The sequence below is a fragment of the Aurantibacter crassamenti genome, assembly GCF_016811105.1.
GTDB lineage: Bacteria > Bacteroidota > Bacteroidia > Flavobacteriales > Flavobacteriaceae > Aurantibacter_A > Aurantibacter_A crassamenti.
On record NZ_JAFBGM010000001.1, the window covers coordinates 2,267,613 to 2,292,391 of the forward strand.

Genomic DNA, 24,779 nt, shown 5'->3' on the forward strand with positions numbered 1-24,779 from the left:
ATAGCAAATTAAACACAAATTATGAAATTATACGTCCTTGCCCTGTTATTGATATTTCCAATAATTTTTACCGCTCAAAATTCCGATGCTTTCGAATGGCCTGAAGGCAATACAATGGCGGTAAGTTTAACTTGGGATGATGGTAGAAGTAGTCAGGTAGTTACTGGCACACCACTTTTAGATGAATATGGTATTAAAGCAACTTTTTATATTGTTCCTTCACTAGCGGTAGAGGAAATTGAGGGATGGAAAACTGCTGTTAAAAATGGTCATGAAATAGGCAATCATTCATTGAATCATCCTTGCTCGGGTAATTTTTTATGGGCTAGAGATCAAGCTTTGGAAGAATATTCTATAGTTCAAATGCAAAACGAACTAAAAGAAGCGAATAAAAAAGTGGAAGAAATGTTGGGCGTAACACCAAGTGTGTTTGCCTATCCTTGTGGACAAACCTTTGTTGGAAGAGGAGAAAAAACAATGAGCTATGTGCCGGTTATAGCGGAACAATTTAATTCAGGTAGAACTTGGTTAGATGAGGTGCCCAATGATCCTGCATTCTGTGATTTGTCGCAACTCACCGGAGTTGAAATGGATGGGAAATCCTTTGAAGAGATTATGGAACTAATTAACCATGCTAAATCTAACGGACTGTGGCTTGTGTTAGCTGGTCACGATATTGGTGATAAAAATATTCAAACTACTGAAGTTGAAATGCTTAAAAAGTTGTTGCCATATCTAAAGAATCCTGAAAATAAAATTTGGACCGCTCCTGTTGGTGATATAACAGCCTTCTTACAAGAACAACGTAAAAAATGAAAAAACTCAATCGCATTTTCAAATATTTTGGTAGCGAATTACTTTTTTTAAGTTTTCTTTTTGGCTGTAATTCAAATACTTCTGATGAATTAGAAGAATTTCGAATTCACCCTGATTTTAAACTTGAATTGGTAGCATCAGAACCGTTAGTATTTGATCCAGTTGAAATGCGATTTGATGAAAATAATCGCACTTATGTTTTAGAAATGCCAGGTTATCCTTTTAGTGATGTGCAGAGTAGGCTGGTTGAGTTGATTGATGTGAATGGTGATGGAAAATTTGATGAGCGTAAAGTGCTAGATGATAGTTTAGGGGTAGCAACTTCATTTATGCCATATAAAGAAGGATTTTTAGTGGCTTCTCCGCCCAACTTGCTTTTTATTAAAGACACGAATAATGATGGTAAAATTGACGAACGTTTACCAGTTATGGGTGGTTTTAGTAACGCAAACTTACAGCATAATTTTAATGGTTTAACCTACGGTCTTGATAATTGGATTTATGCAGCCAACGGTGGTAACTCCGGTAAACCTTATTTTAAAAATGATTCAGATGCTGTTCTTGATATTCGCGGTATGGATTTAAAATTTGATATCGAGGCTGAAGAAATGAAAATAGTTGGGCGCTCTTCAGGAGGTTATAAATTGACGTTTGATAATTGGGGGCATATGTTTGAAACGCATAACTTAACACATGTATCTCATTTAGTTTATGAAGATAAATATCTAAAGGATTTTACAGTTGGCTCTAACCGCACTTTAGTAAATATTTCTGATCATGAAGAAAATGGGTCTTCACGTATTTACCCTATTGGTGAACAAGAAACTCGTGTTAATCACCCGGAGCAATCGGGTTATTTTTCTGGTTCTTGCGGAATAACGTATTACGGAGGAGGCGCATTTCCAGAGATATTCAATAATAATCTTTTGGTTGCTGATTGTGTGTTGAACTTAATTCATCTTGATATTTTATCACCAGAAGGTAGCACATTTAAAACCTCTCGAAATCGCGAAAAAGTGGAATTTTTGGCATCTGCGGATAGGTCTTTTCGGCCCGTTAATATGTCAATTGGGCCGGATGGAGCTCTTTTTGTTGTTGATATTCATCGTGAAGTGATTGAACACCCTGAGTGGATACCTGATGAGATGGAAGAAAAAATGGATTTAAATTCAGGTAAAAATCAAGGAAGAATTTATAAAATAGTTCCGAAAAATAATTGGCAACCAATAGCGAATGAATTTAATAAAAATGATGTTGAAAGTTTAGTGACAGCATTAGGTAGCTCAAATCAATGGTCACGTAACATGGCTCAACAGTTATTAGTTACGAATAAAATGTATGAAGCTAAAGTCTTATTAGAAAATCAATTTAATAATTCAAAAAATGAATTTTCTAGGTTGCATTCCCTTTGGTCATTAGAAGGTTTAGGTGCATTAGAAATATCAATCTTAAAAAATGCCTTACATGATACTTCGGCAGGGGTTCGAGAAAATGCTATCAAAATTGCTGAACGAAAAATAAATACTGAAGTAGCATTAGTTGATGCGATCGTCAACTTAATGCAGGATCAAAATGCACATGTTCGATTGCATGCAATTCTTTGTCTGAGCACCTTGAATAAAGAAAACTATAGTATTTATGAGGATGTCATTACAAAAGGTATTTCCAAGCTATTGTCAAATACAAAGCAAGATGAATGGGCTATTATTGCAATTGCTACAGCTGTAGAGCAGCAAGGTTTTGATTTTGCGCAAGAACTTTTGATTAGCGCTAACCGAAATGATGCTTTTAAGAATATTGAATTACTAAGCTTACTTTTTGAGAACATTGCTAAAGATCAGGAAGTGGAAACAACTTCAGCCCTGATAAATACTTTAAATACTACGGATCTTTCTGCTGATACTATGGCAACACTTTTAGAAGCATTAGCTGATGGTTGGAAAAGAGGTAGAGCATTGAAATTAAAAGTGTCAAGTTCGCAAATAGTATCGAATGCCTTAAATGAAATTGAATCTGAAAATGAACCTATTTTATTAAGAGCGTCGGGTAAACTTCGTAAAGTATTTGGAATTTCAATTTCAAATAAGATTAAAGGAATCATGCGCAAAGCAAGTCAAACTATTTTTGATGAGAATAGTAGTGTTGAAAAACGACTTGAGCAACTACAATTATTAGATCTTGATGTGTTTGAATCTAGAGCTGAGTTTTTATATAAATTGTTAGAAAATAATCAGCCAGTTTTGTTGCAGGAAGAAGCAATAAATCAGTTGTCTAATTCTGATAATCATACCATCGGTAAAAGGTTAATTCAAATGTGGCCAAGCTTATCACCAATGGTTCGAAAAAAAGCAATAAATATATTGTTGTACAAATCATATAATCACGACGTACTTTTAACTGCATTAGAAAATGATGTAATAAGCTTAGGTGAATTAAATCTAGATTTAGAAAGAAGAAGAACACTATTAATGTGGTCGGAAAGCGAAATTCAAGATCGAGCTAAAAAATTGTTTTCAGATGCAGGTGTTGTAAAAAGAAAAGATGCCATTGATAGTATGAGACCTTCACTTGAATTAAAAGGCAATAGTACAAACGGAGCATCTGTATTTACCAATTTATGTGCACAGTGTCATCAGTATGGTAATCAAGGTATGGAAGTGGGGCCTGTATTAACTGAAGTAAATAGAAAAAGTAAAGAGTCATTGCTTTATGATATTTTAGATCCAAATGCAGCTTTTGATACAAAATATCTAAATCATCAGATAAAAACTAAAGACGGTAATATTTTAACGGGACTTGTTTTTTTAGACTCTGATACAGAAATTGGACTTAAAATGATTGGAGGTAAGGAAGAAATAATTCTTAAATCAAACATTGAGAAATTTACTTCGCTTGGTTCGTCAATGATGATTGAAGGTTTTGAGGCAAGTTTAAGTCATCAAGAAATGGCAGATTTGTTGGCTTTTTTACAACAGTAATAAACAATGCATTTTATTTTAAAGCAACTTCTAAAACATAATCATCAGCGGCTAAGAAAAGTCTTTTTTCATCTGAAGAAAAAGCACAATTGGCTGTAGCTTGACCCGTATGTATTCTTGCTAAAGCTTTGCCATTTGTGTCAAAAATGAAAATGCCTCCTGGCCCAGTGGCAAAAATATGACCGGAGCTGTGAATTTTCATTCCATCAGGTAGTCCTTGTTGCCCTTCTTTGCCAATTAATGAAGTAACATCATGAAATATTTTCTTGTTTTCTGTAGTGCCTGCTGAGGTTAAGTCGTATTGATACCATACAGCATGTTTGGGGTCTGAAACTGCTACGTATAATTTGCTTTCATCGGGTGATAAAGCAATACCATTCGGGCGAGTTAATTTATCAATTAATACTAATTTACCTGATTTTAATAGGCAATACACCCCTTGAAAATCTAGTTCTTTGGTAGGATCATCCATCCGTTTTGGTAGTCCATAAGGTGGATCGGTAAAGTATAGGTTTCCAGCTTTATCATAAATACCATCATTGGGGCTGTTAAAGCGTTTGCCTTCATAGTTGTCAGCAACAGATTCGTATTCTGGTTTCGGATCATTTAATGAGCTTTTCATTTTTGCAACGCGGCGCTCACCGTGTTGTAATAAAACTAATTCGTTTTTCTCATTTAAAATAAGTCCATTCGATCCAGGTTCTTCCCCATAACTATCACTTCCTAAATAACCTGAAGGCTTCAAATACGTTGATAGGTTTCCGTCTGCATCAATTTTAAATACGGAATTATTTGGAATGTCTGAAAACAAAAGGTAGTCTCCGTCTTCAATATATAGTGTGCCTTCGGTCCACTTAAAACCTTCGCCTATCACTTTTATTTCAGCATTTGGGTCAATTAGATTAAGAGCAGCATCGTCAATAATCTCAATTTTAAAATCATGCTGTGCTTGGCAGCTTACAATGAATATGTAGGGTAGGAGTATTGTAAAAATTGCTTTTCCAAATTTCATAATGCTAATAGTGTAAGATTATACCCTTCTAAAATAATAAATTAAATAGTGGTATGTAGTTTTAAATTAAACTACTAGCAATGAGAATGTTATTAATCTATATTTAAATGGAGAATTATAATTTAGGTGTTCCATATAAATCAAAATCCGCAGCTTCAGTGATTTCAATATCGTAAAATTCACCATGCTTCAAATAATGTTTTGTAGCATCAATAAGAACTTCATTGTCAACATCAGGTGAATCGAATTCGGTACGCCCAACGAAATGATTTCCTTCTTTACGATCGATAATGCAGCGAAAAGTCTGGCCAATTTTTTCTTGATTAAGCTCCCAAGAAATTTGTGATTGTAGTTCCATGATTTCGTTAGCACGATCTTGCTTTACATCTTCGGGAACATCATCCTCTAAAGAAAAAGCGTGTGTATTTTCTTCATGACTATAAGTAAAACAACCTAGACGTTCAAAACGCATTTCAGCCACCCAATTTTTTAAGGTTTGAAAATCTTCTTCGGTTTCACCAGGGTAGCCTACTATTAAAGTGGTTCTAATGGCCATGTTAGGCACTGCAGTTCTAAAGTCTTGCAAAAGCTTTGTGGTTTTTGCTTGAGTAGTACCACGGCGCATACTTTTTAAGATAGCATCTGCAATATGTTGTAACGGAATATCTATATAATTACACACTTTAGACTCACGTTTCATCACTTCAAGAACCTCCATTGGAAAACCTGTCGGAAATGCATAATGCAAACGTATCCATTCAATACCTTCTACTTTAACTAAGCCCTCAAGTAGTTCGGCAAGATTTCGTTTTTTATAGATGTCAAGACCGTAATAGGTTAAATCTTGCGCAATTAAAATTAATTCTTTAACGCCTTTTGCTGCTAATTTCTCAGCCTCGGTTACCAATTCTTCAATAGGTTTACTTTTGTGCTTGCCGCGCATAATAGGTATGGCGCAAAAAGAACAAGGGCGATCACAGCCTTCAGCTATTTTTAAATAGGCGTAATTCTTTGGTGTGGTAGTCAAGCGCTCACCAATAAGCTCATGTTTATAATCGGCACCTAAGGCTTTTAATAAATTTGGTAATTCACTTGTGCCAAAATACTCATCTACATTAGGTATTTCTTTTTGCAAGTCGGGTTTATACCGCTCACTTAAACATCCAGTAACAAAAACCTTATCCACTTCACCAGCTTCTTTTTTCTGAACATACTCTAGAATGGTGTTAACGCTCTCTTCTTTCGCATTAGCTATGAAACCACAAGTATTGATAACCACAACATTGCCGTCTTCTTCATGTACCACGTCTTTATCATTGGCTTTCAGTTGGCCCATGAGCACTTCTGAATCGTACACGTTTTTTGAGCAGCCTAAAGTGACTACATTAATTTTATTCTTTTTAAGCGTTTTTGTTCTCATAATTGCAAATGAAGTACAGCTAATTCGGTAAGCAAGGGCAAAAATACAATATGCCAATGCAATTGGTAGAGTTTCAAACATATTTCTTCATATTTAGCGTTAAACCCTTGTAGTTATTTGAAGTCTAATGATAAAGCTCGTTGTATGAACCATAGATTTATATTGTTTTTCACTTTTAGTATTTTATTTTTTATAGGATGCTCTAGTGATAAAATGGAACCAGTTGAGGAGAAAGAAATTGAGGAAACAAAAATTAGTGAAGAAATATATTTTCCGCCTATTGGATCAGATGAATGGGAAACTATCTCTCCATCTGAGTTAAGTTGGGATGAAAGTAATACACAATTATTAATTGACTTTTTAGAAGAAAAAAACACAAAAAGTTTTATCATGCTCTATAATGGCAAGATTGTAGTTGAGCATTATTTTAATGATTATTCTGCAACAAAACCTTGGTATTGGGCTAGTGCTGGTAAAACGCTAACTGCAACCGTGACAGGTATTGCGCAAGATGAAGGTATAATAGACATAAACAATAAGGTCTCAGATTATTTAGGCGAAGGGTGGACAAGTGCATCACTTTCTGAAGAAAACTTAATTACAGCTAAAAATTTGCTAACTATGACCTCGGGTTTAGACGATACTCTAGGGGATGATGTATCATCTGAAAACCTTCACTATATAGCCGATGCAGGCGACAGGTGGGCCTATCACAATGTTTACGTTAAATTACAAGATATTGTTTCCGCCGCAAGCAATCAAGATTGGACTTCCTATTTTGATATAAAATTAAAAGACAAAATTGGTATGTCGGGTAGTTGGATTGCAAATAACAATCTCAATGTATATTGGAGCAATACGCGTAGTATGGCTAGATTCGGACTACTAATTCAGGCTAAAGGAAAATGGGAAGACCAGCAATTGGTTTCAAAAGAGTTTGTGTTAGAATCGCATAATACATCGCAAAACATTAATGAAGCTTATGGCTACTTATGGTGGCTAAATGGCAAAACGACCTATCATCTGCCAAGTTCCCAGCTAGAGTTTAATGGATTGCTGATACCAACAGCACCCGCAGACACATATGCTGCCTTAGGTAAAAATGACCAAAAAATCTATATTGTACCAAGTAAAAGTTTAGTAGTAATACGAATGGGGAATGCTGCAGACGATGCTAATTTTGCTTTATCGTCTTTTGATGAAGAACTCTGGTCGAAAATAAATGAGGTAATTAACTAATTAATTTTTCACTTTTGATTTTTTAAATCTTAAAGAAAGAATCAACAAATTCTAATTTATTAAATACTTGAAGATCATCTATACCTTCACCAACCCCAATATATTTTACCGGAATTTGAAATTGGTCAGAAATACCAATTACAACACCACCTTTTGCTGTTCCGTCTAATTTAGTAACGGCCAAGGCTGTTACCTCAGTCGCTTTGGTGAATTGTTTTGCTTGTTCAAATGCATTTTGACCTGTAGAACCATCTAATACCAATAAAACTTCATGCGGTGTGTCATCAATAACTTTCTGCATAACTCTTTTCACCTTTGTCAACTCATTCATTAAGTTGATTTTATTATGTAGTCTACCTGCGGTATCAATAATTACCACATCAGCATTTTGCGTTACAGCAGAACTAAGCGTATCAAAAGCAACAGATGCAGGGTCGCTTCCCATTTTTTGCTTAATTATAGGTACATCTACCCGGTCTGCCCATACTTGCAGTTGGTCTATAGCGGCAGCGCGAAATGTATCTGCAGCACCTAAAACAACTTTTAATCCTTGTTTTTTAAATTGACTTGCCAATTTGCCAATTGTGGTGGTTTTTCCGGCGCCATTTACACCTACTACCATAATCACATAGGGTCTTTTGTCTGCAGGAATAACAAATTCAGTTTCATTACCCGTATTTGTTTCTGAAAGCAAGCCAGCAATTTCTTCTCTAAGAATTTTGTTTAGCTCATCAGTACTCATGTATTTGTCTTTGGCAACACGAGCTTCAATTCGGTCAATAATTTTTAATGTGGTGTCTACGCCTACGTCAGATGAAACGAGAACTTCTTCTAAATTATCAAGTACATCATCATCAACTTTTGACTTACCAGCAACGGCTTTGCCTAGTTTTGTAAAAAACGAGGATTTCGACTTTTCGAGTCCTTTATCTAATGTCTCTTTTTTCTTTGAAGAAAATATGTTTTTGAATAAGCTCATTGGTTCTTTAGAAGTTCAGATTTCAAAGATAAGCAATGGTAGATAATTCTGAGGTAGCGGAAATGGGGTTGTAAAGGTGTAATCTAGTTTATTTTTTTATAATAAGAAGTGAAAACATAAAAAAACCGCCCTAACTAAATAGTTAAGGCGGTTAGTACTGTTTGAGTTAGTTTGTTAGTGCTTTGAAAGCCAATCGTTTACATTTTCAGGAACCATTACTGATTCAACAAAAGTGTAAGCGCCGGACTTTGGTGACTTAACCATTTTAATGGCTTTGGTCAATCTTTTTGAACTTGTCTGTAAACTTGCTACCGTCTTCTTTGCCATGACTAATATATTTTATTGTCATTTCTACCTAAGTAGAAATTGTATTATTTAATTTCTTTATGAACAGTCATCTTTCTAAGAATAGAGTTGTATTTCTTTAACTCAATTCTTTCAGGAGTGTTCTTTTTGTTCTTTGTAGTTATGTAACGAGAAGTACCAGGTTGCCCTGAGCTTTTATGCTCTGTACATTCTAAAATAACTTGAACCCTATTTCCTTTCTTTGCCATTGCTTCTTAATTAATAAAGGACTTATTTAAGTATTCCTTGTGCGCGAGCCTCTTTCAAGACAGCAGATATACCTTTTTTATTTATAGTTTTTAATGCCTTAGCAGAGACCTTTAGGGTTATCCAACGGTCCTCTTCAGGAATAAAAAAACGTTTCTTTGAAAGATTGACGTCGAATCTTCTTCTGGTTTTATTGATAGAGAAGGAAACATTGTTTCCGAACATCGCTCTTTTCCCAGTAATTTCACAAACTTTAGACATTATGCTAACTTTTTCTTTAAACAGGCTGCAAATTTATACCAATTTTACGGGATGGCAAAATTCTTATCTAGAATTTTAATATTTCTTTTTGTAATAACTCAAATGCCTTGTTTACAGACTTTTCAACGATTCTTTCACGTTGACTACCCATCATAAATTTCTCTATTATGGTGCGTTCGGGGCCCGCTACTGCAATAAAAGCGGTACCTATCTCAGCTTCTGAGTCACCTTTGGTTGGGCCAGCATTGCCAGTAGTGGCAATTGCATAGTCACTTTTCATTAGTTTTTTAACGCTTTCAACCATAGCTTTTGCAACTTCAGCGCTAACTACAGAATGCTTATTTATTATTTCAGGGTCAACATTGAGCACATCAATTTTAGTTTCGGTTGCATAACTTACCACAGTGCCTCTGAAATAGGATGATGCGCCAGGCATAGATGTAATGCTTTTTGCAATTCTTCCACCAGTAAAACTTTCTGCGGTAGCAAGGGTCATCTTTTTCATTGTCAATAATTGACCTACAACTTGCTCTAAGGTTTCTTCGTTTTCTGTACCGTAAATAAGATCACCAATTAATTGGGTGAGTTTTTCTATTTCTACCACAATCGCCTCTGCTATTAAGTTTTTATCAGGCCCTTTGGCACTTAAGCGCAAACGAACTTTACCTAAATTAGGTAAGTAGGCTAGTTTTATAAAATGTGGTAAATTATTTTCCCAAGCTTCAATTCTGTCAGCGAGGGCACTTTCACCTAGTCCGTAGGTAACAATAGTTTTATGTAAAATGTATGGTCGTTCAAATTCACGTGCAATTTTCGGAATTACCTCATTTTGAATCAGATATTTCATTTCAAAAGGTACTCCTGGTAAAGACACATAGACCGTGCTGTCTTCATTAAACCACATGCCTGGCGCAGTACCATTCGCATTGTGTAAAACCGTTGCTTTAGAGGGCACAAGAGCCTGTTGCCTATTGATATCTGATATGGGTGTATCTATATACTTTGCAAATATTGCTTCAACATGATTCAGAACCGATTTGTTCTCAATTAGTTCATCATTAAAGTATTCACAGAAGGTATGTTTGGTAATATCATCTTTGGTAGGGCCTAGACCTCCGGTCACAATAATAATTTGAGCTCTAGATTTCGCATCACGCAGGGCGTTAAGAATGTGCGTGCGGTCATCTTGTATTGAGGTTATCTGATAGACAGAAACACCAATTTTATTGAGTTCTTTACCAATGAAAGCTGAATTGGTATCTACAATTTGACCAATGAGAATCTCATCGCCAATTGTGATAATTTCTGCGAGCATGTGTTATAGATTGAAATCATTTTTAAGCTCTGACATTACTTGAATAATATCAGTTTTGAGCGCTGGAAAAACTTTTTCAATATCAGCAATACTTGCCGCATTTTTGCCCATTGTCTCAATCTCTAAGGCAGCTGCGCGAGTTTGCTCCATGCCTAATAAGTCAACATTTGGCTTAATTTTATGAGCCAATTGATACACTTTTTCATGGTCTTGATTGGCTAATGCCTTTTCTAATTCTTGAAGATCATGGGGTACTTCTTCTAAAAAAACGGTTACCACCGAATTAATAAAATCTTGATCGCCATCGGCCATCTCATTAATTTTGTCTAAGCTGTAGATCATTATTTTATTTTTACAGAAAATAGTTGTTGCCCCTGTAATTCGCCTGCAAGATAGTCATTTGGCGCCACCTTACCAACACCGGCAGGTGTTCCGGTAAAGATTATATCCCCTTTCTTTAACATAAAAAAGGTAGATACATAAGCGATTAATTCATCAATTTTCCATAACATCAAACTGGTGTTACCGTGCTGTACTACAACATCATTTTTTTTTAAGGAGAATTCTAGATTATTTAAATCACTAAATTTTGATTTTTCAACCCAATTACCCACCACAGCAGAGCCATCAAAACCTTTGGCCTTTTCCCAGGGAAGTCCTTTGCTTTTTAATTCAGTTTGTAAATCACGAGCTGTAAAATCAATACCTAAACTAACTTCGTCATAGTATGAAGCTGCAAATTTCGCATCAATGTGTTTCCCCACTTTTTTTATTTTCACCAATACTTCTACTTCATGATGCACCTCATTTGTGAATTCAGGAATATAAAAGTCTTGTTCTTTGGGTAGTATAGCAGAGTCAGGTTTAATAAAGACCACAGGGTCATTTGGACGCTCATTGGCTAATTCTTTTATGTGATCCGTGTAATTTCTACCAATGCAAATAAGTTTCATTTAAAGAATATTTAAGCGTTTAATTCTATAACTAAATTAATTACTCTTTTTAATTTTTAAGCTAATTGCAGGAACAAAATTTTCACTACCATTTTTTGATTTAACAGTGAAATCTGTCCATTTTCCCATACCATAAACCATTGCTCTATAGTTTTGATTTTTCACATAAACACCACTAAAGGTTGGAGCAAATCGGTCTTCAACTATTTGTTTTTTAGTAATGGGATGTTTTGAAACATTACGAAACCAATTGTTAGATATAAATAACCACTCGAGGCCAATATAGACCCCCTCTTTTGGAATTTTTATATTCAAACTAGATAAATCGAGCGATACATAATCTTTATCTAACTCAGATTCAAGCACTAAACTTTTGCGAACCAAATCTTTATTAGGTGCTTTGGTAATTGGATCTACATCATAAATTCGAATTCTAAATTTTGATGAGTGATCATTGAACTTCGGGTTTTTTTGCATGAACACCGTAACATTCTCAATGACTTTAGCTTGTGAGCCAATGTTAGGGAAATACAATGCTAATACCCATGGTGTAGCAGATGATGCAAACCCGCCAGTTAAGCTATAACTGCTTATTGGGTTCAATACATAAGAATCGCCTAAAGATTTAGAAACTACAACTTCGTCTAATTCGAATGATTTTTCAACCAGTTTGAAGATTTTAGACGCGTATAAATTCTTGGCAGTAATTATGGTGTCTTTATAACCTAAAGAAGAAATGTGTACTTTATTTTCTAAAAACGTTTTGGGTATATCAATATAAAAATGACCTTTTTCGTCTGTAGAAGTCCCTTTTAAAGTATTCAAAAAACTTAAGTTTACATAGGGTATAGGTTCTTTGGTTTTAGAATCTAAAACATTGCCTTCAAACAAAACTTCTTGTGCACTTAATTGTGCAACTAGTAATAGGGGAACTAAAAGAAATCGCATTTAACCTAATTTATTATTGAATTGGCTAAGCTTTATTTGGGTTAGTACCTTTTTAGTATACAATGGAAAATCAGCATTTTGAATCCATCCAAAATAGCCAGGTTCATTTTCAAGAACATCAAGAACTTTTTTTCCTTTGTGTTTTCCGAAGGAAAAAATTTCAACATCATTATCATCATAGCTAATAAAACCGGCAAAATCTGCGAATCTTTTATGCTTTGAAAATTCGGCTAATTTTTTGACATTATTTTCCAATTCAGGATACCGATCTAATTGCGAAAGTAAAACTTCATATGTAGCTAAAGTATCTGCCTCAGCACTATGCGCATCATTTAAGTCTTTATTGCAATAGAATTTATATGCGGCAACTAAGGTGCGTTTTTCCATTTTATGAAAAATAGTTTGCACATCAACCGCTGCCATGTTTTTCATATCAAAATCAACATTAGCTCTAAGCATTTCTTCAGCTAGTAACGGAATATCAAAACGATCCGAATTAAAACCTCCCAAATCGCAGTCTTTAATCATCTTATAAACCTCTTTAGAGAGTGTTTTAAAGGTAGGCTCGTTAACAACCTTTTCATTTGAAATGCCATGAATAGCAATAACTTCTGCAGGAATTTCAATTTCTGGGTTAACTAACCAAGTCTTACTCTCTTTATTGCCATTTGGAAATATCTTTAATATTGATATTTCTACAATACGGTCTTTTGCGACATTTGTACCAGTAGTTTCTAGGTCGAAAAAGCAAATAGGTCTGGTGAGGTTTAATTCCATCTGAAAAATTATTTTAACAAAGATAGCTTTTCAAAAAGTTTGATGAAATCTATGATTTGAATTTATTAATATCTTCTATTATACTTTTTGTTACGGTATAGACTTTATAAAAGATACGGGCATTAATTTTGAAATCATTATTGTTAGAGATAGACTTTAGCTTATTGCGTAAATCTTGGTGTGGATTATCTTTTTTAAATAATTTAATAAAGAACTGTTGTTGCGATTTTGTGGACAAAAGAAGATGAGCTAAATCTTCAGGTGTAATTTGAAATGGCACAATTTCTTTTTCCTCTTTTATGATTGAAATAGCATTTGCTCGTAGTCCTGAAAAATCTGCTTGGTGATTGTAAGTTTCGTTTTTGGGAGTTACGAAATTAAATTGCTGTAAAATGTCATCCAATAAAATTTCAAAATCATAAACTATTATTTGCGCCTTGTCTTTTGAAATATGAATTATTTCATCTAATAAAAATTGCGATTTTGCGTAAAACAATGATCCAGCAAAAGTAGAAATATCGAAAGTATTGGCTTTAAAATTTAAATTTTTACCATTAAAATGTTGGTAAGAAACCTTCGAATGAGTTTCTGCCTTTTCAATCATACTTTTGCTAGGGTCAATGCCAATTACATTGTTGCAAAAGAAGCTTAGGGCTATTGCTGAGTTACCAGTGCCACAACCTACATCTAGGCCAAAGGCGTAAGTTTTATTTTCAATACTTTTTTCAAGAATAAGCCTATGCAGTGTAGGGCGATACGCAGCATAATGTTTAGCGATTAAAGCGTCATAAATAGAAGACATTCTTTGCTTTATTTAAGCTTATTGTTCGATAAGTTACAGTCTAGTATTAATAATATTATTATATGCTGAGCCAAAAGTATAACTAAGGCCGATGCTAGATCCAAGCTGATAATCGGTTGCTATTTGTTTTTGCTGTAATAATACATCTTCAATAGAGGCATCGCCTGCCGGAAGATTTATTTGATCACGTATGATTTGAAAATTACCAGAAAAGCTAACTGCAAGGCCTTTAAATAAACGTAATGAAGTACTTCCTGATAATTGAATGCGGTTCTTGGTGAAATCATTCAAAAATGTTGAACCTATTAGCCTTGCATAAATATTACCCCAAGGTTGTCGGTAACGTACTTGTACGTCAAGAGATTGATTAAAAATACCCTCTTCTAGTTTATCGTAAATAGTTGGGTCAATGTAATCACTATGAAAGTATCCTATTTTATAAGCAAAAACGATTTCTCTACGAAGTACTTCATTGTATGGAAATATATTGTATTCTATAGCTGGTGAGAAATAATATCTAAAATCTAAATTGGTAAAGGTGTCATGTCTGGCGCCAGCAAAAATACCTGTTGACCAATGATCAGATATACTTCTAACAATACTACCATCACCCGAATATCTAAAACGTTCACTTGTATAAATTTCGTCATCTTGTTCGTATTCACTGTTGGCTTGGTTTAACTGTAAATCAGTACGAATTCGCAATTTTTCAGTGACATGGTCACTTTCAAACCCTACAGCATATGAAAAGGATTCTCTACTTGATTCTTTATTTAACCTAGCACGTCCAAAAACCTCAAAAATCCAATTGTTCCATGGGTCTTTAAAGTCAATATCTTGAAGGTTGTCCATACCTTTATTGTCAATAGAATATTTAATATGCTCAGCCATATCTGATTCTATGACATATTTGAGTAGTCCGGATTTTACTTTTTTCAATAGCCCTTTTCTAACATCGTCGGCCGTCATATTGGCATTAGAATCATAAGATAGTTTGTTTGAAATATCTTTATAATCTTCAGTGCCTTCAAATTCCAATTTATACGTACGTCCTCCACTACCATTTGCAATGTCGTAAATGAATAGAATTACATTGGCCTGCGCCTGATCTCTAACATGATTGACATAGGTTATCTCTTGTCTGAGGTAATTTTTTTCGCAACTACAATCGGTATATAATTGTATGGTTTCTTTTTTAACTGCTTCTTGCGATAATAATATGTTGGGAACTATAAAGAGGAACGCGAGAATAATTTGGTTCGCGCGGGGAGTGCAAAATTTCATTCTTAGTTTTTGGTCAAAATTAGTTTGGTGCGCTAAAGTTAAGACCTACTATACGGTTTAAGTGTTAGAAGAATGTTAATAGTGAAAATAGGGGTGGAAGCACTTTAAAATTATTGATATAATAAAGCTGTAGGGTTTTAGCCTAATACTATTGATGAAAATCCAATCTAAATTTCTCTATTCACATCCCAAGCCTCTAAATATTCAGAAACGGCTTTAACAAACATGCTGCCAAGTGCACCATTTACCACACGATGGTCATAACTATGAGAGAGAAACATTTTATGACGAATGCCTATAAAATCACCTTCATCAGTTTCAATTACTGCAGGTATTTTTCGAATCGCACCTAATGCTAAAATACCAACTTGTGGTTGATTTATAATTGGGGTGCCAAAAACGCTACCAAATGAACCTATATTGGTAACAGTATACGTACCATCTTGAACTTCATCAGGTTTCAAAGCATTATTTCTTGACCTCACAGCCAAATCGTTAACTACTTTGGCCATACCCACCATATTTAATTGGTCAGCATTTTTAATTACAGGTACAATTAGATTTCCATCAGGTAAGGCAGCTGCCATACCTATATTGATGTTTTTTTTCTTAATGACTTTGTCTCCGTTAAGTGAAACATTCATCATCGGATATTTTTTCAATGCTTTCGCAATAGCTTCCATGAAAATGGGAGTGAAGGTCAGTTTTTCACCTTCGCGCTGTTCAAAAGCATCTTTTACTTTGTTTCTCCAATTTACTATATCGGTAACATCAACCTCAATGAAGCTTTGCACATGTGCTGAAGTAGAAACACTTTCCGCCATGTGTTTAGCAATCATCTTGCCCATGCGTGTCATTTCAATTACTTCATCACCACCAACATTTTGCACAGTACTAATTTGATGTGCTTGTGCTGTTTTTTTAGAAGGTGTTGTTACAGCTGGTTGTTCTTTAGGAGCCTCCTTTTTTATAACTTCTTCTACTTTTGGAGTTTCTTTTTCTTCTTGAATTACTTCGTTAGTAGTAGTTTTTCTATTTTCAAGATGCGTTAAAATATCATTCTTGGTTACTCTACCATCAGAACCTGAACCAGAAATTGTATCTAATTCGTCAATTGAAATACCCTCTTGCTTCGCAATATTTTTTACTAAGGGCGAATAGAATCGGTCAGAAGCGCTCACTGTTTTGATAGGAGTGCTTTGAGTTGTAGTTTCTTTAATGTTTTCAATGTTGCTTTCTAATTCTGTAACCACTTCCCGGTTATCAGAATCTTGATTATTGAAGTTAGCTCTTGGTTCATCTGACATTTCACCATTTACTTCTATGATGGCAACAACATCACCTACGTTCACTACATCATCAATATCAAAACATTTTTCAACAAGAATTCCATCTACCTCACTAGGTACTTCAGAGTCTACCTTGTCCGTAGCAATTTCAAAAATAGCTTCATCCATTTCAATAGAATCGCCTATTTCTTTTAACCACGTAGTTAATGTTGCCTCAGCAACACTTTCTCCCATTCTTGGTAATTTCAGTTCAAATTTTGACATATTCTTAAGCTACTCGCTAATCTTGATAAATGTTTTGTAAAAGTAAAGAAAAAACGTGCGAAACGTTTAATTTATTGCAATAATTGAATACTGTTCAATTGGCTTTTAGTGATCCTTCAAATGGAATTCTGTTGATAATACTGCGGCCTAATGTAACCTCATCAGCATACTCGAGTTCATCACCAACGGCAACACCTCTTGCAATTGTGGAAGTGCTAATTTCAAGATTATCAAGCTGCTTATAAATGTAAAAATTGGTTGTGTCACCTTCCATGGTTGAGCTCAAGGCGAAAATTAACTCTTTAATGATGCCTTTTTTTGCTTTTGTAATTAAAGAACTAATGGTTAGGTCTTGTGGACCAATACCCTCCATAGGTGAAATTTTACCACCAAGTACATGATATAACCCTCTAAACTGACCTGTATTTTCAATGGCCATGACATCTCTAATATCTTCTACTACACACACAAGACTTTCATCCCTTTTAGGACTAGCGCAAATTTCACAGAGTTCAACATCTGATATGTTGTGACATGAAACGCAAAACTTAATTTGACTTCGTAGGCTAACTAATGCTGTTGCTAAGTTTTCTGTTCGGTCTTCTGGTTGTTTTAGCAAATGTAATACAAGACGTAATGCGGTGCGTTTACCAATGCCTGGTAATTGTGACATTTCATGCACTGCATTTTCAAGAAGTTTTGAAGAAAAATCCATAGGTGCAAAGCTATTAAAAAACTTCAACCTAGAATGATTTGAGTACACTTTGGGAAAAATAAAGGAGCCACTTTTTAAAAGTGGCTCCTTCAATACTATTAAAGTTTATTTATATCAAAAATTAATAACCAGGGTTTTGTGTGCCTAGGTTAGGACTGTTAATTAATTCTTGTTCAGGAATAGGAAACAATAAATGTTTGTCTTGAAGTGCTTGATCTGAACTTGGATTCACGTGGCCTACAAAATCATCAAATCCATCTGAAGTAACATTGTAAACTTTTCTGAGGCGTACCATGTCAAACCAAATTTTCATTTCAAAACATAGTTCATGCCATCTTTCTTTCCAGACGGCTTCTCTAAATGTTTGCTGATTAAATGTCCCTAAGTCGGCTGTAGCTAATTGTGCTCTATCTCGTATTGCTTTTAGAGCATCATAAGCAGCCTGTGATGGTCCGCTGCCAGCTTCGTTAGCTGCTTCAGCATAAATCAATAAAACTTCAGCATACCTAAAAATAGATAGATTTAAATTGTCTTTAGCTGTACCAGCAACACCAAGGGTTCCATTAGCCGTTACATTGAAGTGCTTGAATATGTATGGTTTTCCAAGGTCAAAAAGTTCCTCATTACCATTTCTATAATAACTTGTATAAAATGAACCTTCGCGATCTACCGCACGCAAATCACCTGCTTCAAAAGAATTATAAAAATCGATATCTGGTATGGTGCTACCAGTACCTGAAGGACCGCGATAGGTAACCGGTTGAAAATTAGGAAACATATTTCCCATTGGGTTCCCGGCAACTAAATCATTGTATTGAAGACTAAAAATATGCTCACCTGTATTGTTGAGGTTTTCATCATGTAATTCACCATAAGTATCAAAAAGACGAATGGTGCCGGCGTTATCAATTACCTCTTTGGCCTTGGTAGCTGCCTCAGCATAGCGTGCAGTTTCATTTAACGGTTGACCAGCCATTGTTAAATAAACTTTAGAAAGCAAAGTTTTAACCGCTGCTTGTGAAACTCTACCACTTTCATCAGTCCAAGAAAGCCCTGCATTTTCAGCTTCTAATAAATCAGAAACAATTAATGCATAAACATCACTCTGTGCAGTTCTTGTTGGGAAAAAATCTTCAGAAGTCGAACTTTGTGGAAGTGTAATTAGCGGTACATCACCCCAAAGTCGTACAGCATAGAAATACGCCCAAGCACGAAGGAATCTTGCTTCGCCTATAACTTTTGCTTTTGCAGCTTCATCCATTTCAATACCTGGCACATTTTCTAAAACCAAGTTGGCATTTGCGATTACCTTGTAAATGCCACGCCACCAATTACGTACATGCAACGTATTAGCATCATATGAAAGAGAATAGAGGTTGTTCAAATCTGAATTTTGCGCAGTTTCAGTAGTAGTAATACCGGTTGGCGCCATTAAAAATTGCCAGTTAGAAGAAAATATTCCGGCACCATTGCCTACGAATCTAGCATCAGCATATACTGCTGCTATTGCAGACTCTGCATGTTTTGCCGTAGTGTAAAAACTATCAGGAGTTAAGTTTGACGGATCTTCTTCGTCTAGAAAATCAGAACAACCAACCGTAAGCAGTAGCACCGCGGTGCAGCTTAAAATCTTGTATATATTTTGTTTTATATTTATTTTCATGATGTTTGTCTTTAAAGTTAACGGATTATAAGCCTACTTGTAGTCCTACTACAAATGTGGTTGATTTTGGATATTCATGCCACTTCATGCCTTGTGAGAAAACATTGTTGCTAGCCCCACCTCTAATCGGTGATACCTCAGGGTCACCAATAAGTTCATCATTAACAAGCAAAAAGAAATTCTGCGTTGACGCATATATTCTTAGTTTGTTTAAGTATAGCTTCTCTAAAAGCTGAGGTTGAAAAGTATAACCTAGCATCAGGTTTCGTCCTCTTAAGAATGAACCATCTTTTATCCAGTGACTATCTACATTAGTTACATAACCTGCACGTGTATCACGCACTTGCGCAATCATTGTGTCTTGGTTGTCTGGTGTCCATGCGTCAAGTACAGTTCGGTAGCTATTCGCAAGTGCTTGTCTGTCTTCACTGGCATGTAAGTTCATATCCATAACATCATTACCAATTGAATACTGCATTTCTAATGTTAGGTCAATGCCTTTGTAAGCAACATAGTTTGTAAACGTTCCAGAAGCATCAGGATATCCATTACCAATTATAGATCTATCTTCATCATTAATGATTTTATCACCATTAAAATCCTTGTATTTAATATCACCAGGTAAAAGAGTTAGACCGTTTCTATAACTAACAAAACTAGCAGCTTCAGCAGCTTCGTCAGTTCCCCAAACGCCTTCACGTGTAAGTCCCCAAAAAGCGCCAACTGGTTCACCAACTCTAATAATACTTGTCTCATTAGTAATGCCAGGTCCACCAACACCAAAAATGTCAGATGGAGTAGCGAGAGATAATACTTTGTTTCTGTTAGTTGAAATATTAAAGGTTGAATTCCATGTCACATTTTCTGTCGCAATATTCTTTGTAGTTAAAGAAAATTCAAAACCTTTATTTTCCATAGAACCAACATTTCTTCTTATAAGTGTATAGCCACTTGATTGCGGAACTGGTGCATCAAGAAGCATGTCAGTTGTTTTACGATAGTAATAATCGGCTTCAAAGGTGATTCGATTCTGGAAAAGTCCTAATTCTAAACCTACATCATATTGCCCAGTTTTCTCCCATTTTAAATCTGGGTTAGCCAAACGGTTAAGTCCAGTACCGCCAACACGATTGCCAGACCAAATAGTAGCATAATTTGAGCTTAAAAGTGAAAGTGAAGAATATGGAGGTATTTCAGAGTTGCCCGTTACCCCATAACTAGTTCTTAACTTTAGGTTTGATATTGTCTCGTTTTCTGCAAGAAAATTCTCGTCAGAAACTCTCCAAGCAAATGCTGCAGATGGAAAGAACGAAAATTTGTTATTGTCTCCAAATTTTGAAGATCCATCGGCTCTACCAGTAACTGTGAAAAGATACTTGCCTAGTAAGTTGTAGTTAATTCTACCAAAATAAGAATTCAGTGCCTCTCTTGAGGCTGAGGAGGCTACAGATAGATTGTCTGTACCAGCACCTAAATTATTGTATTCAAAGAAATCGGTAGGAAAGTTTCTAGAATAAGCATTCGCAAAGAAACTATTTGATTGCTGCCATGAAACACCTAAGAGCGCAGTAAACGAATTGTTCTCATTAATCTCTTTGTTGTATGTTAAATAGTTTTCAATAGACCAAAATGTTTCTTTGGCGCTACTTGATGATGCTTGTGCACTTTCATTATTGTCTAATGTACTGTCACGAAACTCGTTGTTTTCTTGTGTGATAACGTTTGTGCCAATTACGGTTCTCATTTCTAAATCTTTAGTGAAATTGATGTTAGAAAAGATACTACCAGAGGCAGTTTGTGTATTTAAAATGTATTGGTTGCTATTTAGCCAGTGCACAGAGTTTCTGGTACCTTCAGCGTAAGGGTAATCTCTGTTGTCAGCAAATAAGCCATCTTTTACACCACCATCATATTTAACTGGTAAGAATGGAAAATCTTCTACCATTCTTCGCGGTACTTGATCATTGGTATCGGCTAAGTTTTCAGTTTGACTATTATAACTTAAAGATCCGCCGACTTTCATCCAATCTTTAATTTGGTCATCAATAGAGAATCGACCAGAATAACGTTTTAAATAGGTGTTTTTAAGAAGTCCTTGTTCATCATTAATACCAACTGAAATTGAATAAGTAGTTCTTTCGTTTCCACCAGAAAATCCAACTTGATGGTTTTGAGATAATTTGTGTTGTTGCACTTCTTTTGACCAATCTGTATCATAAATAGCATCGCCATTTGAATCAAACAAAGCTGCCATTAATGGGTCGGCTCTTTTTAAACTTGGCTCATATTGTGCAAAATTACCCGCTGCCCATCCGTCTGGGTCAAATTTTTGAGAATTTTCCCAAGAGAGTTGTTCAATCATTTTGTACTCCGCCGCGTTAAGTACTTCAGCACGATTAGGTCCAAATTGCTTCACATTGTATTCAACATTATATGTAATTCTGCCTTCACCAGAACGGCCTCTTTTAGTGGTTACTAAAATTACACCATTCGCACCTCTAGCACCATAAATTGCAGTTGAAGACGCATCTTTTAAAACTTCAATAGATACAACGTCATTAGGATTCAAATAATCAATAGCTGAACTAAACTGATCCAAATTACCTTGAGGTAATTGAACTCCATCTACAACATATAGTGGGTTGTTTGATGAGTTGATAGAACTAAAACCTCTAATTCTCACATTAGTTTTTCCACCTGGTCTACCCGAATTGGTGTTTACCTGAACACCTGCCACTTTTCCAGCTAACGCTTGGTTTAATGATTGTGCTGGGCGTTCTTGCAATTGTTCTGCATCTACTTGACCAACAGCACCTGTTAAATCAGATTTTCTTTGACTACCATAACCAATTAATACTACTTCTTCTAACTGAGCTGCATCTTCTTCTAGAGTTACATCAACGTTAGATTGATTGTTAACATTAATCTCTTTGGTTTTGTAACCTAAATAGCTGAAGACTAGAGTAGAGTTGTTATCTACACCGTTTAGGGTGTAATTTCCATCGAAATCAGTTTGTGTTCCATTTGTTGTGCCTTTAACAAGTACGTTGGCACCAGGTAATGGTCCGGACGAGTCTGAAACACTACCATTTACTGTTTGCGCTTTCGCTAGCCCGACACATAAAAATGCGCCAGCTAGTAAAATGCTCTTCAAAAATGTGTTCTTCATAATTGATAATTTTAAGTTGAGTTTGTGATTTGTTTAAGAAATGAAATTAATACAATTTCTACTACAACGTTGTAGTTCACTTGTTAAATTATTGTGATTTTAATAATTTATCGTAGGATAAAATTTACATTAAATTATTTTTTGGGGTAAAAATTCCCATATGCAGGTATTTGCAAGAAATTAAAATATAGAGAATAGGATAATTTGTTATCAATGCATATTTAGTTGTTTGTGAAATTATGGAGCTAGTTTTCGTATTTTGCATTTTCAAACCAATTAGAATGACTCCAACTAGTATACTTTTCCTTATTGCAGGCTATTTTCTTCTTCTCATTTTAATCTCATATTTCACAGGAAAGAACGATAGTAATGATGATTTTTTTAAGGCTGGTAAATCATCTCCGTGGTATTTAGTTGCTTTTGGTATGGTTGGGGCATCGCTTTCAGGTGTTACATTTATTTCTGTACCGGGTTGGGTAGCTGATTCTCAATTCAGCTATATGCAAGTTGTAATGGGGTATATGGTTGGCTATTTTGTTGTGGCATATGTATTATTACCAATATATTATAAATGGAATCTGACATCTATATATGAATACTTAGCGCAAAGATTTGGAGTGGTGAGTCATAAGGTGGGTGCTGTTTCCTTTTTTGTATCTCGAGTTTTAGGTGCAGCATTTCGTTTGTTTCTTGTTGCTATTGTTTTACAACAATTTGTATTTGATGAATTAGGTGTGCCTTTTGAAGTAACAGTTACCATTTCAATTTTACTAATTTGGATTTATACTTTTAAAGGGGGAATTAAAACAATTGTTTGGACAGATACTTTGCAAACCCTATTCATGTTACTATCGGTTGGATTTTCAATCTATTTCATTTTACAAGAATTGGATTATAGCTTCAGCGAATTTTTAGCATCAAATGAGCTTAAACAGTACAGTAAAACCTTTTTTACAGATGACTTTTTCGCTCCAAATTATTTTTTCAAATCGTTTTTCGGAGGTATGTTCATTACCATATGTATGACAGGTCTGGATCAAGATATGATGCAAAAGAACCTTACCTGCAAGAATCTAGGTGACGCTAAAAAGAATATGGTTTCGTTTAGCTTAACGCTAGTAGTTGTTACGTTTATTTTCATGTTATTGGGTGCGCTTTTATTTATTTATGCTGATAAATTTGGAATTGCTATTCCGATGATGGATGGTCAAGCAAAAACCGATTTGCTTTTTCCTGAAATAGCACTTAATAGTAATTTAGGAATAATAGTAGGTGCAACCTTTATGCTAGGGCTTATTGCAGCAGCCTATAGTAGTGCTGATAGTGCTTTAACTTCGTTGACAACTTCATTCTGTGTTGATTTTTTGGCTATTGATAAAAAATCTGAATCCAGTCAAAAAAGCATTAGAAAAGGCACTCATATTTTTATGAGTGTATTACTCATAATTGTGGTAATAATTTTCAAACATGTACTTGATACTAATGTAATAGATGGACTTTTAAAAGCAGCAAGTTATACCTATGGTCCACTCTTAGGGCTTTTCGCATTTGGTATTCTAACAAAATACAGAGTGAAAGATACATACGTGTGGTTGGTAGCATTGCTTTCGGTATTAATTACATTCGCTTTGGGTAAAATACCGGCTGAGAGTTTAGGAGGTTATGTTTTTGGATATGAGCTACTGCCAATCAATGGTTTGATTACATTTCTTGGACTTTGGTTAATTCGGAGGGATGCTTCAGCTGATGAAATTGAAGCGAATTCGATAAAAAGTTAGATTGTTTCGTTGTTAGGACGACGAATTAAATGTTAAAATTTACTTTTTTTAATTGGATTACAACTCGTAAGATAAGTTAGTATTGTTTTGTGGCTAAAAGCACAAGCGTACAGGCAACTTCTACTTCTATGCCATTGTTTTCTAGTATTTTATAAAATTCAGGATTTTCAGTACCAGGATTAAAGATTACTCTTTTTGGCTTCAATTTAAGTAAACCCCCGTAGTATTCAGGCTGACGGCTTGAATTGATATATAATGTTACGGTATGAATATTTTGAAAATCGCTTAAATTGGTCTTTATTTGTACAGACCCTATTTGACCTGCTTTAAATCCAAAAGCTTCAGTATCGATGTTATGGCCTACAAGTTTATTTACGGCTAAATTACTATAGCGATCAGTTTTTAAAGAGGCTCCAAAGACAAGTGTTTTTTTCATTTGTTAAATTTGGTGTTAAATATCGTTGTGTAGTGTAATTAAAATAGAATGTAGTCGTCTTTACTATGACTCGCATTACACAAAGTTTAAAATAATAATATTGGTCATTGATAACGCTATATGTTTATA

Annotated in this window: 22 protein-coding genes; 4 read left to right on the forward strand and 18 right to left on the reverse strand. The window is 35.0% G+C overall.

Going from position 1 to position 24,779, the window contains the following annotated elements; translation table 11 throughout:
- Nucleotides 1-21 precede the first annotated feature (21 nt).
- Nucleotides 22-816, forward strand: a complete 795-nt coding sequence (locus JQC67_RS09300; protein ID WP_203252537.1) for a polysaccharide deacetylase family protein — start codon at nt 22-24, stop codon at nt 814-816.
- Complete coding sequence (locus tag JQC67_RS09305) at nt 813-3,794, forward strand: PVC-type heme-binding CxxCH protein (RefSeq protein ID WP_203252538.1); 2,982 nt, start codon at nt 813-815, stop codon at nt 3,792-3,794. Before JQC67_RS09300 ends, JQC67_RS09305 begins: the two co-directional genes overlap by 4 nt.
- A 13-nt stretch (nt 3,795-3,807) precedes the next feature.
- Here the strand turns inward: JQC67_RS09305 and JQC67_RS09310 are convergent, their stop codons facing one another.
- Nucleotides 3,808-4,806, reverse strand: coding sequence for an SMP-30/gluconolactonase/LRE family protein (locus tag JQC67_RS09310; RefSeq protein WP_203252539.1), 999 nt, complete (start codon nt 4,804-4,806; stop codon nt 3,808-3,810).
- A 115-nt stretch (nt 4,807-4,921) separates the two neighbouring features.
- Nucleotides 4,922-6,226 carry a 30S ribosomal protein S12 methylthiotransferase RimO gene (gene rimO / locus JQC67_RS09315; protein ID WP_203253237.1) on the reverse strand — a complete coding sequence of 435 codons (1,305 nt, stop codon included), beginning with the start codon at nt 6,224-6,226 and terminating at the stop codon, nt 4,922-4,924.
- A 144-nt stretch (nt 6,227-6,370) separates the two neighbouring features.
- Between rimO and JQC67_RS09320 the strand changes: the two genes are divergently transcribed.
- Nucleotides 6,371-7,465, forward strand: a complete 1,095-nt coding sequence (locus JQC67_RS09320) for a serine hydrolase domain-containing protein (RefSeq protein ID WP_203252540.1) — start codon at nt 6,371-6,373, stop codon at nt 7,463-7,465.
- 22 nt (nt 7,466-7,487) lie between these two features.
- Here the strand turns inward: JQC67_RS09320 and ftsY are convergent, their stop codons facing one another.
- The 15 genes from ftsY to JQC67_RS09395 form a co-directional block, all read right to left on the reverse strand.
- Nucleotides 7,488-8,444 (reverse strand): signal recognition particle-docking protein FtsY, encoded by a 957-nt coding sequence (ftsY, locus tag JQC67_RS09325; protein WP_203252541.1) that lies wholly within the window; start codon nt 8,442-8,444, stop codon nt 7,488-7,490.
- 174 nt (nt 8,445-8,618) lie between these two features.
- Nucleotides 8,619-8,771: a DUF4295 domain-containing protein gene (locus tag JQC67_RS09330; protein ID WP_203252542.1), complete on the reverse strand. Its 153-nt coding sequence runs from the start codon at nt 8,769-8,771 to the stop codon at nt 8,619-8,621.
- 44 nt (nt 8,772-8,815) lie between these two features.
- A complete protein-coding gene (rpmG, locus tag JQC67_RS09335; protein ID WP_203252543.1) occupies nt 8,816-8,998 on the reverse strand; it encodes a 50S ribosomal protein L33 in 183 nt (60 codons plus the stop codon).
- A gap of 22 nt (nt 8,999-9,020) precedes the next feature.
- Nucleotides 9,021-9,257 (reverse strand): 50S ribosomal protein L28, encoded by a 237-nt coding sequence (gene rpmB, locus JQC67_RS09340; protein ID WP_203252544.1) that lies wholly within the window; start codon nt 9,255-9,257, stop codon nt 9,021-9,023.
- Nucleotides 9,258-9,324: 67 nt separating this feature from the next.
- Nucleotides 9,325-10,572 (reverse strand): competence/damage-inducible protein A, encoded by a 1,248-nt coding sequence (locus JQC67_RS09345; protein ID WP_203252545.1) that lies wholly within the window; start codon nt 10,570-10,572, stop codon nt 9,325-9,327.
- Between the two features lie 3 nt (nt 10,573-10,575).
- Entirely contained in the window at nt 10,576-10,914 is a 339-nt protein-coding gene (locus JQC67_RS09350) for an Hpt domain-containing protein (protein WP_203252546.1), read from the reverse strand.
- A complete protein-coding gene (locus JQC67_RS09355; RefSeq protein ID WP_203252547.1) occupies nt 10,914-11,525 on the reverse strand; it encodes a fumarylacetoacetate hydrolase family protein in 612 nt (203 codons plus the stop codon). The genes JQC67_RS09350 and JQC67_RS09355 overlap by 1 nt, the downstream gene beginning before the upstream one ends.
- Before the next feature lie 36 nt (nt 11,526-11,561).
- Nucleotides 11,562-12,473 carry a carboxypeptidase-like regulatory domain-containing protein gene (locus JQC67_RS09360; RefSeq protein ID WP_203252548.1) on the reverse strand — a complete coding sequence of 304 codons (912 nt, stop codon included), beginning with the start codon at nt 12,471-12,473 and terminating at the stop codon, nt 11,562-11,564.
- Entirely contained in the window at nt 12,474-13,250 is a 777-nt protein-coding gene (locus tag JQC67_RS09365) for a 3'-5' exonuclease (RefSeq protein WP_203252549.1), read from the reverse strand.
- Nucleotides 13,251-13,299: 49 nt separating this feature from the next.
- Nucleotides 13,300-14,052 (reverse strand): class I SAM-dependent methyltransferase, encoded by a 753-nt coding sequence (locus JQC67_RS09370; protein ID WP_203252550.1) that lies wholly within the window; start codon nt 14,050-14,052, stop codon nt 13,300-13,302.
- Between the two features lie 33 nt (nt 14,053-14,085).
- The gene (locus tag JQC67_RS09375; protein ID WP_203252551.1) at nt 14,086-15,336 is read right to left on the reverse strand and encodes a DUF481 domain-containing protein; all 1,251 of its coding nucleotides are present in this window, start codon (nt 15,334-15,336) and stop codon (nt 14,086-14,088) included.
- 167 nt (nt 15,337-15,503) lie between these two features.
- A complete protein-coding gene (locus JQC67_RS09380; RefSeq protein ID WP_203252552.1) occupies nt 15,504-16,889 on the reverse strand; it encodes a dihydrolipoamide acetyltransferase family protein in 1,386 nt (461 codons plus the stop codon).
- Nucleotides 16,890-16,983: 94 nt separating this feature from the next.
- Nucleotides 16,984-17,604: a recombination mediator RecR gene (gene recR / locus JQC67_RS09385; protein ID WP_203252553.1), complete on the reverse strand. Its 621-nt coding sequence runs from the start codon at nt 17,602-17,604 to the stop codon at nt 16,984-16,986.
- A 121-nt stretch (nt 17,605-17,725) separates the two neighbouring features.
- Entirely contained in the window at nt 17,726-19,267 is a 1,542-nt protein-coding gene (locus tag JQC67_RS09390; protein ID WP_203252554.1) for a RagB/SusD family nutrient uptake outer membrane protein, read from the reverse strand.
- Between the two features lie 25 nt (nt 19,268-19,292).
- Complete coding sequence (locus tag JQC67_RS09395; protein ID WP_203252555.1) at nt 19,293-22,436, reverse strand: SusC/RagA family TonB-linked outer membrane protein; 3,144 nt, start codon at nt 22,434-22,436, stop codon at nt 19,293-19,295.
- Nucleotides 22,437-22,717: 281 nt separating this feature from the next.
- On the opposite strand from JQC67_RS09395, the gene JQC67_RS09400 reads away from it, so the two are divergent.
- Complete coding sequence (locus tag JQC67_RS09400) at nt 22,718-24,214, forward strand: sodium:solute symporter (RefSeq protein ID WP_203252556.1); 1,497 nt, start codon at nt 22,718-22,720, stop codon at nt 24,212-24,214.
- A 76-nt stretch (nt 24,215-24,290) separates the two neighbouring features.
- Here the strand turns inward: JQC67_RS09400 and JQC67_RS09405 are convergent, their stop codons facing one another.
- Nucleotides 24,291-24,650 carry a CoA-binding protein gene (locus JQC67_RS09405; protein ID WP_203252557.1) on the reverse strand — a complete coding sequence of 120 codons (360 nt, stop codon included), beginning with the start codon at nt 24,648-24,650 and terminating at the stop codon, nt 24,291-24,293.
- Nucleotides 24,651-24,779: the final 129 nt, after the last annotated feature.